At 62.5% G+C, this 12,462-nt stretch carries 15 protein-coding genes and 1 tRNA gene; 4 read left to right on the top strand and 12 right to left on the bottom strand.

Translation table 11 applies throughout. The annotated features are described in order from the left end of the window. Positions 1-149 precede the first annotated feature (149 nt). On the top strand, positions 150-470 hold the full coding sequence (locus OKW35_RS43145) for a DNA-binding protein (protein ID WP_090802066.1): 321 nt from the start codon (positions 150-152) through the stop codon (positions 468-470). A 135-nt stretch (positions 471-605) separates the two neighbouring features. On the opposite strand, the gene OKW35_RS43150 is transcribed toward OKW35_RS43145, so the two are convergent. After that, complete coding sequence (locus tag OKW35_RS43150; protein ID WP_090805487.1) at positions 606-815, bottom strand: DUF1059 domain-containing protein; 210 nt, start codon at positions 813-815, stop codon at positions 606-608. Positions 816-1,256: 441 nt separating this feature from the next. On the opposite strand from OKW35_RS43150, the gene OKW35_RS43155 reads away from it, so the two are divergent. Further along, a complete protein-coding gene (locus OKW35_RS43155) occupies positions 1,257-2,528 on the top strand; it encodes a TIGR03862 family flavoprotein (protein WP_429555277.1) in 1,272 nt (423 codons plus the stop codon). Between the two features lie 15 nt (positions 2,529-2,543). Here OKW35_RS43155 and OKW35_RS43160 read toward each other — a convergent pair whose 3' ends face one another. Next, positions 2,544-3,668 (bottom strand): methyltransferase, encoded by a 1,125-nt coding sequence (locus OKW35_RS43160; protein ID WP_429555278.1) that lies wholly within the window; start codon positions 3,666-3,668, stop codon positions 2,544-2,546. Positions 3,669-3,855: 187 nt separating this feature from the next. Between OKW35_RS43160 and OKW35_RS43165 the strand changes: the two genes are divergently transcribed. Beyond that, positions 3,856-4,089, top strand: coding sequence for a hypothetical protein (locus tag OKW35_RS43165; protein ID WP_184065612.1), 234 nt, complete (start codon positions 3,856-3,858; stop codon positions 4,087-4,089). 10 nt (positions 4,090-4,099) lie between these two features. Here the strand turns inward: OKW35_RS43165 and OKW35_RS43170 are convergent. The 7 genes from OKW35_RS43170 to OKW35_RS43200 form a co-directional block, all read right to left on the bottom strand. Then, a tRNA-Thr gene (locus OKW35_RS43170) sits at positions 4,100-4,175 on the bottom strand. Between the two features lie 19 nt (positions 4,176-4,194). Further along, positions 4,195-4,701, bottom strand: a complete 507-nt coding sequence (locus tag OKW35_RS43175) for a ClpXP protease specificity-enhancing factor (RefSeq protein WP_184065609.1) — start codon at positions 4,699-4,701, stop codon at positions 4,195-4,197. A gap of 66 nt (positions 4,702-4,767) precedes the next feature. Continuing rightward, the gene (locus OKW35_RS43180; RefSeq protein WP_006052302.1) at positions 4,768-5,379 is read right to left on the bottom strand and encodes a glutathione S-transferase N-terminal domain-containing protein; all 612 of its coding nucleotides are present in this window, start codon (positions 5,377-5,379) and stop codon (positions 4,768-4,770) included. Positions 5,380-5,474: 95 nt separating this feature from the next. Then, positions 5,475-6,230 (bottom strand): cytochrome c1, encoded by a 756-nt coding sequence (locus OKW35_RS43185; protein WP_184065606.1) that lies wholly within the window; start codon positions 6,228-6,230, stop codon positions 5,475-5,477. Between the two features lie 23 nt (positions 6,231-6,253). Next, positions 6,254-7,633, bottom strand: coding sequence for a cytochrome b (locus OKW35_RS43190; RefSeq protein WP_187612904.1), 1,380 nt, complete (start codon positions 7,631-7,633; stop codon positions 6,254-6,256). Beyond that, positions 7,633-8,253 carry a ubiquinol-cytochrome c reductase iron-sulfur subunit gene (petA, locus tag OKW35_RS43195; protein ID WP_429555305.1) on the bottom strand — a complete coding sequence of 207 codons (621 nt, stop codon included), beginning with the start codon at positions 8,251-8,253 and terminating at the stop codon, positions 7,633-7,635. The genes OKW35_RS43190 and petA overlap by 1 nt, the downstream gene beginning before the upstream one ends. 220 nt (positions 8,254-8,473) lie before the next feature. Beyond that, positions 8,474-9,220 (bottom strand): Nif3-like dinuclear metal center hexameric protein, encoded by a 747-nt coding sequence (locus tag OKW35_RS43200; RefSeq protein WP_090802074.1) that lies wholly within the window; start codon positions 9,218-9,220, stop codon positions 8,474-8,476. Positions 9,221-9,239: 19 nt separating this feature from the next. Between OKW35_RS43200 and OKW35_RS43205 the strand changes: the two genes are divergently transcribed. After that, positions 9,240-10,463 carry a Do family serine endopeptidase gene (locus OKW35_RS43205; RefSeq protein ID WP_429555279.1) on the top strand — a complete coding sequence of 408 codons (1,224 nt, stop codon included), beginning with the start codon at positions 9,240-9,242 and terminating at the stop codon, positions 10,461-10,463. A gap of 90 nt (positions 10,464-10,553) precedes the next feature. Here the strand turns inward: OKW35_RS43205 and tatC are convergent, their stop codons facing one another. The 3 genes from tatC to tatA are packed head-to-tail and all read right to left on the bottom strand — an operon-like array spanning position 10,554 to position 12,210. Then, positions 10,554-11,339 (bottom strand): twin-arginine translocase subunit TatC, encoded by a 786-nt coding sequence (tatC, locus tag OKW35_RS43210; protein WP_018420078.1) that lies wholly within the window; start codon positions 11,337-11,339, stop codon positions 10,554-10,556. A gap of 34 nt (positions 11,340-11,373) precedes the next feature. Continuing rightward, positions 11,374-11,916, bottom strand: coding sequence for a Sec-independent protein translocase protein TatB (gene tatB, locus OKW35_RS43215; protein WP_090802078.1), 543 nt, complete (start codon positions 11,914-11,916; stop codon positions 11,374-11,376). Between the two features lie 48 nt (positions 11,917-11,964). Then, a complete protein-coding gene (tatA, locus tag OKW35_RS43220) occupies positions 11,965-12,210 on the bottom strand; it encodes a Sec-independent protein translocase subunit TatA (RefSeq protein ID WP_090802080.1) in 246 nt (81 codons plus the stop codon). Between the last annotated feature and the right edge of the window lie 252 nt (positions 12,211-12,462).

The raw sequence follows: 12,462 nt of genomic DNA on the forward strand, positions 1-12,462 counted from the left end.
AACAGGAAGCTGTCCGGCCGTGCAACCGGACATGCGAACCGGATGCATGTGGGGAGAGCGGTCCCGCAACAAGGGGCGAACGTTACGTAACCAGCAGCGGCCGGCTTTGCAACGGGTCGCGCGCTCGGATGATCACAGAAGAGGCGGCAATGGATACGGTACCCAACGGAAATGTCGAACAGAAGTTTCAGGAAATGATGGCGAAGCTCACCGCCGCGCCGGCATGGTCGGAGAAACAGCAACTCGAACTGGAGATGGCTCGCGACATCTCCACGGAAATGCTGCGGCTCGCCGAGGTCATGCGTGACGGCAACGTCGATCTCGAGACCTGCCTGACGATGCTCAAGTACGCCAAGGTGCTCGACTTCGTGATGACGACGCTCGCGTCGCGACGCGACATCAAGCCGCAGACGTTGCGGGTGATCTTCAAGCTCGCCGGGCTGAAGGTCGATGAGGCGTATCCGGGTTAGCGCGTCGGCATGCTGGTTAGATTGGCTTGGTATCGCGTTTCTCGTGTCACCACAAGACTGCTGCAACACGCCCGCACGCGGCCGGCTGGATGCCGCTCGCGACGCGGGCTTCCACACTCCCCTTCCACGGGTGTCTCAAGCGTGCCGCGCCTCGACTGGCGGCGTTCCCTCGTGAAATAGCGTCTTCAGCTGCTCGCGCAGCTCCGGCGAATCCGCGTGCTTGTGAACGCTGACGGCATGCTGGACCGCGGCTTCGAGCAGTTCGCCGTCGCTGTCGGCGGATAGCGCGACAGTGCAGTTCGTTTCGCTCGGAAACTCGCGACAGTCGATATATTTGCGGGTCATGGCAATCTCCTTGAACCAGACGATCGACTCTTCCATCGATGCATCAGGCGCTTCGCGTCGGCTGCCGGCGCGCGGCAGTGAAGCGCGCCGCAGCGGCTGCGTCGCAAGCGACGTGATTGGGGATTGACGCGAGGAACGACGCGAACGGCGTCCGATGGAAGATGTTTGAAAAGTATAGGTCGCGTGCGGCGCGGGCCAAGCGGTGAACGCGATGCGCAACGGCCGGGAGAAAGACTGAATCCAGTATTTTCCGGTCTGGGGCGATCGAGCCCGGTCGCCTGGCGAATAGCCGCCTGTTTGCCAGTACCGAGCACAGTTCGACAGAGTTTGTCGGCGTTTGCCGCGCGCCGCGCGCGGTGTGACAATAGCGCCCTTCGCGCCGCATATCCGTTCGGTCACCGCGGCGCACCGCCTTTTCTCCCCGTTGATCCGCTGAACCGCATGTCATTCTCGCTCGATTCCGCCCGCGTCGCCGTGATCGGCGGCGGCCCCGCCGGCCTGATGGCCGCCGAGTCGCTTGCCGGGCGCGGCGTGCAAGTCCACGTATATGACGCGATGCCGTCGGTCGGCCGCAAATTCCTGATGGCGGGCAAAGGCGGCATGAACATCACGCATTCGGAAGCCCTCGCGCCGTTTCTCGACCGCTACGGCTCGCGCCGCGAGCGCATCGCGCCGTTACTCGACGCGTTCGGTCCCGATGCGCTGTGCACATGGTTGCGCGAGTTGGGCGTCGAGACGTTCGTCGGCAGTTCGGGGCGCGTATTTCCGTCCGACATGAAGGCCGCGCCGATGCTGCGCGCGTGGCTGCATCGGCTGCGCGAAGCGGGTGTGCAGTTTCATATGCGTCACAAGTGGAGCGGCTGGGCGTCAACATCCGAAGACGGTGCCGCCCACGCGTTGCGCTTCGACACGCCCAACGGTGAGCAGACGATCAGCTGCGACGCGGTCGTGTTCGCGCTCGGCGGCGCCAGTTGGCCGCGTCTCGGCTCCGACGCCGCGTGGGTGCCGCTGATGACGTCGCGCGACGTGCCGGTGACGCCGCTGCGTCCCGCGAACTGCGGCTTCGACGCGGACTGGAGCCCGTATCTGCGCGAGCGTTTCGCGGGTCAGCCGATCAAGACGGTCGCGATTTCCGTCACCGGCGTAGACGGAAAAGTCCACAATCGACAAGGTGAAATACTTTTGACCGAAACGGGCCTCGAAGGGAGCCTGATTTACGCGTTGTCGGCGCTGATCCGCGAGCGGATTCTCGCCGGCGGCGAGGTCACGATCGCGCTGGATCTCGCGCCAGACTTGCCGCTCGAGCGAGTCGTGGAGGAAGTGACGCGGCCGCGCGGCTCACGCTCGATCGCGAGTCATCTGCACGGGCGAATCGGAATCGGCGGGGTCAAGCTGGCGTTGTTGCACGAGATTCTGTCGAAAGAAGCCTTCGCCGATGCACGCGGCCTCGCCCACGCGATCAAGGCGCTGCCGATGCGACTGCTGCGCGCGCGACCGATCGAGGAAGCGATCAGTACGGCGGGCGGAATCCCGTTCGAGGCGTTGGACGCGCATCTGATGATCGACCGGATGCCCGGCGCATTCTGCGCGGGCGAAATGCTCGATTGGGAGGCGCCGACCGGTGGTTATCTGTTGACCGCCTGCTTTGCCAGCGGGCTGGTCGCTGGCCGGGGCGCGTGCGCGTATCTGGAAGCGCACGGCACGTCGGCGTGACGCGCGCAGTCGCCGTCACCGCGCCTTGAGCCGCCACAACGACGTGACCTCGGCCGCTCGCGCAACATACAACGGATCGTTCTGATCGCTGGCCTTCGGATGCCGTGGACGAATGTCCTCGCGCCCCACGACACTGAGCCCCGCGTGCTCGATCGCCGCGAGCAGCCACTCGCGCGTACGCAGCCCAAGGTGCTCGGCGAAATCCGAAATGATCAGCCAGCCCTCGCCGCCCGGCGTCAGATGATCGGCGAGGCCGTTCAGGAAGCCGACCAGCATGCGGCTGTCCGGATCGTAGACCGCGTATTCGAGCGGCGACGCGGGCCGCGCCGGCACCCACGGCGGATTGCAGACGACGAGCGGTGCCCGACCGTCCGGAAACAGATCGGCCTGTACGATCTCGACGTGCTCGGCGAAACCAAGACGCGCGAGATTTTCACGAGCACACGCAAGCGCGCGCGCATCCTGGTCCGTCGCGACGATCTTGCGCACGCCGCGTTTGGCCAACAGCGCGGCCAGCACGCCAGTGCCGGTGCCGATATCGAACGCGAGGTCCAGCGACGGCAGCGGCGTGCGCGCGACCAGATCGACGTACTCGCCGCGCACCGGTGAGAACACACCGAAGTGCGGATGGATGCGCTCGCCGAGCGCCGTAATCTCGACGCCCTTCTTGCGCCATTCGTGCGCGCCGATCAAACCGAGCAACTCGCGCAACGACACGACCGACGCGTCACCGCTCGCCGGTCCATAAGCTTCGATGCAGGCCTGCCGCACGTCGGGCGCGCGACGCAGCGGAATGGCGTAGTCGGCATCGAGCGGAATCAGGATCATGCCGAGCGTGCGCGCGCGCTGCGACTGCGCCTGCCGATGCTGGTTGAACGCGTCGAGCGGTGTGGCTCCCTGCTTGCGCGGCTTGCGTTCGAGCCGGCGCGTGACGGCCTGCAGCAGTTGGCGCGCGTTCTGGAAGTCGCCGCGCCATAGCAGCGCGGTGCCTTCGCAGGCGAGGCGGTAGGCCGAATCGGCGGTGGTGCGGTCGTCGGCGACGACGACGCGCTTCGGCGGCGGCACGGCCGCTTCGGAACGCCAACGTACGGTGCGCGGGCCGTCGGCTTCTGGCCAGGTGAGAGTTGCGGGGCTGGTCATGGTGCAATGGAGTCGATGTGACGTCGCCGGCGACGTGGACCGCGACAGCGGACCGGAATGTCCGGCGGCTGCCCGCCATCCCGGGCGACGCCCGAATAGTAACGTACCGCCGCCGTGCGGATTCGCGGCGCGGCATGAATTGGTGACGGTGATGAGGTGAGTCTAGACGCACCGAAAGTAGACAATAATGTCTACAATCGACAAGGTGAAAGAGATATCGTGGTTTTTGAGCCATCGCGCGGCTCACCTCACGCTGCCTTCGCACGTTTTGACGTGCGTGAAACCCTCGTCGCAAACAAGCCGGGCCAAGGCTTCGGTGATCGGCATCAGCAACGATCCGGGCAATTTCCACCGAAAAAAGAAAAACCCCGCCAAAGCGTGTGCTTCGACGGGGTTTTCTAGCATTTCCAGTTACTGCTGATAACGCAATCTGGTGCCGGCTGCAGGACTCGAACCCGCCACCTCATGATTACAAGTCAAGCGCTCTACCTGATGAGCTAAGCCGGCATGAGGCCGTGATTCTACTTCATTTCACGATCTTAAGGCGAGCCCTTCCGCCGCCTTTCGAGCCATCGTCGTCGGGCTGCGGTTTGTCGGCGGCGTCGGTGGCCGCGGCAGGGTCGGCAGGGGCGGCGGGGGCGGTTTCGACGGCGCGCGGAGCCGCCGGCGTGTCAGCTTCGTCCGCGGCATCCGCGCCCGAATCCTGAGCCTCGCCGCCCGCCGATTCGACCGGGAACGCCATACCCTGGCCGTTCTCGCGCGCGTAGATCGCAAGAATATTGGCGACCGGCACTTCGATCTTGTGGGACTTGCCGGAGAAGCGCGCGTTGAACTCGATCCACTCGTTGCCCATCTGCAGCTGGCTGGTCGCCTCGAAGCTGATGTTCAACACGATCTCGTTGTCGCGCACGAACTGACGTGGCACGCGCGTCTGATTGTCGACGCGGACCGCGATATGCGGTGTGTAGCCGTTATCCGTGCACCACTCGTAGAGCGCGCGCAACAGATAAGGCTTCGTGGAAATCTCTTGCATCAACAGTCCTCTTGCGGGCGCGGTCGCGCATCGAAGCGATGCGGCGTCCGCGCTCCAAAGCCAAACTCAACGACGCATCACCTTTTCCGACGGCGTCAGCGCTTCGATATAAGCCGGGCGGCTGAAAATGCGCTCGGCGTACTTCATCAGCGGCGCGGCGTTCTTCGACAGCTCGATACCGTAGTGGTCAAGGCGCCAAAGCAGCGGTGCGATCGCGACGTCGAGCATCGAGAACTCTTCGCCGAGCATGTACTTGTTCTTCAGGAAGATCGGCGCGAGCTGCGTCAGGCGATCGCGGATCGCGAGGCGCGCCTTCTCGTGATTCTTCTCCGCTGCCTTGCCCTTCTCGTTTTCGAGCGTGCCGACGTGGACGAACAGCTCTTTCTCGAAGTTGAGCAGGAACAGGCGGGCACGCGCGCGCTGGACCGGATCGGCCGGCATCAGCTGCGGGTGCGGGAAGCGCTCGTCGATGTACTCGTTGATGATGTTCGATTCGTACAGAATCAGGTCCCGTTCGACGAGAATCGGCACCTGACCATACGGATTCATCACGGCGATGTCTTCCGGCTTGTTGAACAGGTCGACGTCGCGGATCTCGAAGTCCATGCCCTTTTCGAACAACACCAGCCGGCAACGCTGGGAGAACGGGCAAGTAGTGCCGGAATACAGAACCATCATGTTTACGTTTCCTCAAAAAGCTGAAGGGCCAGCGCGCGGAAAAACCGTTCAGCAGGTTTTTCCTGGCGCCGGCCCCACGCCATGTAGCGGCGTGATTATTTGATATGTTTCCAGTACGCGGCGTTCAGTCGCCAGGCGAAAAAGCTCAGGATACCGAGGAACAACAGCACCCACACGCCAAGTTGCCTGCGGGTTTGCTGCGTCGGTTCGGACATCCATGACAGGTACGACACGAGGTCGGCCACAGCAGAATCATAATCTACCGGCGACATCGTCCCCGGAGTCAGTTGCTGGAAGCCGAGGAATTTGTGTACTTTTTCGCCGGTTCTTTCGTCGGTTTCGTCGCCGAATTTCGCCGCACGCTGCCCCTGAAGCTGCCACAGCACGTGAGGCATGCTCACGTTTTGGTACACCAGATTGTTCCAGCCGGTCGGCCGCGTATCGTCGCGGTAAAAACTCCGCAGATACGTGTAAAGCCAGTCCGTGCCGCGCGCCCGCGCCTCCACCGACAGATCCGGCGGCGTCGCCCCAAACCACGCTTTCGCGTCCTCCGGGCGCATCGCCACGGTCATCGTGTTGCCGACCTTGTCGGTGGTGAACAGCAGGTTCGCCTGGATTTCGTTCGGCGTGATGCCGAGATCGGTCAGGCGGTTGTAGCGCATCAGGTTCGCGCTGTGGCAATTCAGGCAGTAGTTTACAAACAATTGCGCGCCGCGCTGCAAAGAAGCGAAATTGTTCGTGTTGTCCGGCGCGCGATCGAGCGGGAAATTCTCGTCCGCGTGAACCGGAGCGGCCAGCAGCGCAAGCACGGTCGCGCCGACCAGCGCGCACATCGAAAGCAGTTTTTTCATCTTCATGTTCTCCTGGCTCGCGATTAGTGAGGCTTGAACCGCACCCGTTCCGGCGGCTGCTTGAACTTGCCAAGCCGGGTCCAGAAGGGCATGCCGAGGAAAAACGCGAAGTAGATCAGCGCACAGATCTGGGCGATCAGCGTCGCGGCCGGCGATGGCGGTCGCGTGCCGAGGAAGCCGAGCGTCAGGAACGCGATCACGAAGATCCCGAAGAAAACCTTGTGGAAGAACGGCCGGTAGCGAATAGACCTGACCGGCGACCGGTCGAGCCACGGCAGGAAGAACAGCGAAATCACCGCGCTGCCCATCACCACGACGCCCCAGAACTTCGATTCGGTGAACACCATCGCGACGATCACCAGCACCGCAAGCACCGGCAGACCGAGCTTCCACTTGCCGCGCGCGCGCACGAGCGCCAGCAACCCGAGTAGCGCGATGACGATCATCAGCACGATCTTGAATGGATCGGTAGTGGCGCGCAGCATCGCATAAAAGGCGGTGAAGTACCACACAGGCGCAATTTCCGGCGGCGTCTGCAGCGGATTCGCGGGGATGAAGTTGTTGGCTTCAAGGAAGTACCCACCCATTTCCGGCGCGAAGAAGATGATCGCCGCGAAGATCAGCAGGAAGATCGTTACGCCCATGAAGTCGTGCACCGAGTAGTACGGGTGGAACGGAATGCCGTCGAGCGGCACGCCATCCGGGCCCTTCTTGGCCTTGATCTCGATGCCGTCCGGGTTGTTCGAGCCGACTTCGTGCAGCGCGACGAGGTGCGCGATCACGAGGCCGATCAGCACCAGCGGAATCGCGATCACGTGGAACGCGAAGAAGCGGTTCAGCGTGACGTCAGAGACAACGTAGTCACCGCGAATCCACAGCGACAGATCCGGACCGATGAACGGAATCGCCGAGAACAGGTTCACGATCACCTGCGCGCCCCAGAACGACATCTGCCCCCACGGCAGCAGATAGCCGAAGAATGCCTCGGCCATCAGGCTCAGGAAGATCAGGCAGCCGAAAATCCACACGAGCTCGCGCGGCTTGCGGTACGAGCCGTACATGAGCCCGCGGAACATGTGCAGATACACGACGACGAAAAACATCGACGCACCCGTCGAGTGCATGTAGCGGATCAGCCAGCCCCACGGCACCTCGCGCATGATGTACTCGACCGACGAGAACGCGAGCGTCGCGTCGGGCTTGTAGTTCATCGTCAGGAAAATGCCGGTGACGATCTGGTTGACCAGCACCAGCAACGCAAGCGAACCGAAGAAGTACCAGAAGTTGAAGTTCTTCGGCGCGTAGTACTCGGAAACGTGCTTCTTCCACGTGGCAGTCATCGGGAAGCGCTGGTCGATCCAACCAGCCAGCCCGGTCGTCTCTACTTCGTGTTCGCTCGCCATTACGCTTCTCCTTTTTCGTCCTTCCCGATCACAAGGGCCGTCGCCGACGTGAACATGAAGCGCGGGATGTCGAGGTTCTGCGGAGCGGGTTTGTTCTTGAAGACGCGGCCGGCCATGTCGTAGGTCGAGCCGTGGCACGGGCACAGGAAACCGCCGGGCCAGTCGTCGGGGAGATTCGGCTGCGGGCCTTCCTGGAAGCGCGGCGTCGGCGTGCAGCCCAGATGCGTGCAAACGGCGACGGCAACCAGCAGATGCTTGTTCTCGGCGCGTGAACGGAATTCGTTGTTGCAGTAGTCCGGCAGCGGCATCGAAAACGGATTCAGCGAGTGGGGGTCCGCTACCTGGCTGTCGGCTTTTTGAACATCGGCGAGCATGCGGTCCGTGCGGTTGATGATCCACACCGGCTTGCCACGCCAGGCGACCGTCATCATGTCGCCGGGCTTCAGACCACTGATATCGACTTGGACCGGGGCACCTGCGGCCTTGGCCTTTTCGGATGGTGCAAAGGAACTAACAAAGGGTACGACAACGGCAACACCTCCTATGCCGCCTGCTACGGTCGTCGCTACCAGCCAGTTACGGCGGCTGCCATCGACGCGTTCCTCTTCTTTGTCTCGCATCACACGCCCCACTTCTGAGTTGGATTTTTCCTTCACGTCGCTTCTACCGCCGCTAGTTTGCTCGAATGGAGTCGCCATTTACAAGGGCCGATTGCCAAAAACCGTGCGAAGCCCTTGATAACTCAGGGTTTGTCCGTACCGATCGCAAACTTTTTCGCACCTCCTTTTAAGTGCCTTCTGCGGTATTCCTGCTTTGTTCTTCGTTAATGCAATTCGCAATTCAAACGGGATTGGGGATATCGATAAACAGATGTTCGATATCGAACGATTCGGACAGATGCTTGCCCACCGCCTGCACGCCGAAGCGCTCGGTCGCGTGGTGGCCAGCTGCCAGAAACGCGACGCCGCTTTCCGCCGCCGTATGCATGACCGACTCCGATACCTCGCCGGTCACGTAGACGTCGACACCCGCGTTGATCGCCGCGTCGAACATGCCTTGCGCGGCGCCCGTGCACCAGCCGACGCGGCGCAGCTCCATATCCGGATCGCCGAACACGAGCGGCGTGCGGCCCAGTGTCTGCGCGATCTCCGCGGTGAGGTGCGACAGCGTGATCGGCATTGGCAGCGTGGCGAGCCAGCCGAGATCGTTGTCGCCGAAACGCGCGTCGCTGATCCAGCCCATCTTCTCGCCGATCTGCGCGTTGTTGCCGAACTCGGGATGATCGTCGAGCGGCAGATGGTAGGCGAACAGGTTCAGGTCGTTGGCGAGCAGCAGCTTCAAACGAGCATGTTTGCGGCCAGTGATCTGCGGTGCCTCGTTGCGCCAGAAGTAGCCGTGATGGACCAGCACGGCGTCCGCGCCCCAGTCGAGCGCGGCCTCCAGGAAGGCCACCGACGCGGTCACGCCGGTCGCGAGCTTGTTGATCCGGCGGCGTCCTTCGACCTGCAATCCGTTCGGGCAATAGTCCTTGAAGCGCGCGGTTTCAAGGAGATTGTTCAAGTACAATTCAAGTTCAATCCGATCCATATAGACCTCTAGTCTTCAGATGCTTAGACGCTTCTGGCTGTTATTTGCCCAAGCGGTGACGGTGCTGTTGGCGCTGATGTTCATCATTGCGACCCTCAAACCGCAGTGGCTGCAGCGTCAAGGACAATTCGGCAGACAACTCGCCGAACCGATCGTCGCGCTACGGGAAGTGGCGCCGGGCATCGGCACTGGCCATGCCGAAACGTCCTATGCCGAAGCGGCGCAAAAGGCCATGCCCGCGGTCGTCAACGTGTTCTCCAGCAAGGATGGCTCGCTGCCTCCCGACCCGCGCGCCAAAGACCCGCTGTTCCGCTACTTCTTCGGCGACAGGAACAATCGCAAGCAGCAGGAGCAGCCTGCCTCGAATCTCGGCTCAGGCGTGATAGTGAGTTCGGAAGGTTACATTCTAACGAACCAGCACGTCGTCGACGGCGCCGATCAGATCGAAATCGCGCTCGCCGATGGCCGCACCGCCAGCGCGAAGGTCATCGGCATCGACCCCGAAACCGATCTGGCCGTGCTCAAGGTCAATATGACCGATCTGCCCACCATCACGCTCGGCCGGATGGACCAGACCCGCGTCGGCGACGTCGTGCTCGCGATCGGCAATCCGTTCGGCGTCGGGCAGACCGTAACGATGGGCATCGTCAGCGCGCTCGGCCGCAACCACCTCGGCATCAATACGTTCGAAAACTTCATCCAGACCGACGCGCCGATCAACCCCGGCAATTCGGGCGGTGCGCTCGTCGACGTGAACGGCAACCTGCTCGGCATCAACACCGCAATCTACTCGCGCTCGGGCGGCTCGCTCGGCATCGGCTTCGCGATTCCGGTGTCGACCGCGCGCAGCGTGCTCGAGAGCATCATTACGACCGGCACGGTCACGCGCGGCTGGATCGGCGTCGAACCGCAGGACGTCACGCCGGAAATCGCGGAGTCGTTCGGGCTCGATCAGAAGTCGGGCGCGATTGTCGCGGGCGTGCTGAAAAGCGGCCCGGCCGACCGCGCGGGCATCAAGCCCGGCGACATCTTGACGAGCGTAAACGGCCAGGTGATCACCGATACCACGCGTCTGTTGAACGTGATCGCGCAGATCAAGCCCGGTACGGCGGCGAAAGTGCATCTGGTGCGCAAAGGTCATCAGATCGATCTCGACGTGAAGATCGGCAAACGCCCGCCGCCGCCGAAACAGACGGAAGACGACAACGGCGGCGGCGATCAGCCGGATGACGAAGGCGGTTGAAGCTAACGCCGCGATTCCACGCAATGAAAAAGGGCAGTCCGCAATGAACTGCCCTTTTTCATTTGACACCCGGCACTGACTCGCGACACCTCAACTGGACGGCGGCGGACTCGCATCCTCCACGACCACCGGCTGCTTGCCGACGATCAACCGCGCCGCGACGATGCCAGCTTCGTACAGCAGAATCAGCGGAACCGCGAGGATCAGCTGCGAAAACACGTCCGGCGGCGTTACGACGGCCGACACCACGAACGCGCCGACGATCACATACGGCCGGATCTCCTTCAGCTTCTTCAGCGTCACCACGTTCATCCGCACCAGCAGCACGACGACGATCGGTACCTCGAACGTGACGCCGAACGCGATGAACATCGTCAGCACGAAGCTCAGGTAATTGTTGATATCGGTTGTCATCTCCGCGCCGAGCGGCGCATTGTAGTGCGCCATCACGCGGAAGATGGTCGGAAACACGACGAAGTACGCGAACGCCATGCCGCACAGGAACAGCGTGTAGCTGCTCGCGACGAGCGGCGCGACGAGCTTCTTCTCGTGCTGATAGAGCCCAGGCGCGACGAACGCCCAGATCTGGTACAGCACGACCGGCAGCGCGATCACGAAGGCGACCAGCATCGTCACCTTCATCGGCACGAAGAACGAGCCGGTGACGTCGGTGACGATCATCTTGCCGTCCTTCGGCAGATTCATCATCAGCGGACGGGCGAGCAGTTTGAAGATGTCCGGCGCCCAGTACACGAGCCCGATGAACACGACGACGACAGCGAGCCCCGCACGGATGATGCGGTCACGCAGTTCGACGAGGTGGGAAATGAAGGTCTCTTCAGTGCCTTCGTTCTGGGATTGCTGGGGGTCGCTCACACCGGCCCTCGGTTGGGGATTGTCGATCTGAACATCAGAAAAACCGCGTCGGACGACGCAGGTTGGCAGGTGTGTGCCGCGCAACGCGCGCGGCGCCCGACTGCACGCGCGTGCGCCGCAGGCTCGCTCGCTTGTACCAGGTGGGCGTGGCGCTCTGCTGGACGCGCCAGGTCTTGCGTTTGGGCGCGGCGGCCGGCGTACTGACGGGCCACGAGGTGGCACCCGCGCTGCCGCTGGCTCCGCTGCCGGCGTCTTCGAGTGCGCCGCCGGCGATGCTCGGCGATACCGACGTACCGCTATTCCATGCTTCGTTCAGTTCATTCTCGTGCTTGCGCAGATTGTCCTGAACTGCCGTTTCGACATTGCTCGCGGCCTTCTCGAACTCGGTCTTCATGCGCCGCAATTCGTCGAGCTCGATTTCGCGCGTGACTTCGGCCTTGACGTCGTTGATGTACCGCTGTGCGCGGCCGAACAGCGCGCCGGCCGTGCGAGCGACACGCGGCAGGCGCTCAGGCCCGAGGACGACCAGCGCGACGACGCCGATCAGCGCCATCTTGGTTAGACCGAGGTCCAGCATGAAGTGGAATGTCCGTCAGAAACGCGGGAACGGCGCGAAGGCCGCGGCTTAGCGGTAATCGCTCGATTGCTGCGTCTTTTCCTTCGCTTCGACGTCCACCGCGCCGTTGCGCGGCAGCTCGCGCTGCTGCTGTTGCGCGTCGGCCGACGACGAATCGGCTTCCTTCATGCCTTCCTTGAAGCCCTTCACGGCGCCGCCCAGATCGCTGCCGATGTTGCGCAGCTTCTTCGTGCCGAACACGAGCGCGACGATCAACAGAACGATCAACCAATGCCAAATACTCAACGAACCCATGACTACTCTCCTTAACCCCGGCGCCGCATCTTGATGCGGCCAATTTGCATAACCTGAAGCGCGTGCGCTTCGTCTCGATATATCTCTACGTTACATCAGGCTGCACCGCCTCGCTCGCAATGCGGCCATCTTCGCCTGTCATTGTGGCCACACGATCGCGTCGACGTTATTACACAGCGGTAAAAACAACGAAGGCGCTATTGTCCTCGACCAAAACTCGCGGCGGTGCGCACTTGCCACGCAGCGCGCATG

The sequence above is a fragment of the Paraburkholderia sp. MM5477-R1 genome, assembly GCF_050436385.1.
GTDB lineage: Bacteria > Pseudomonadota > Gammaproteobacteria > Burkholderiales > Burkholderiaceae > Paraburkholderia > Paraburkholderia tuberum.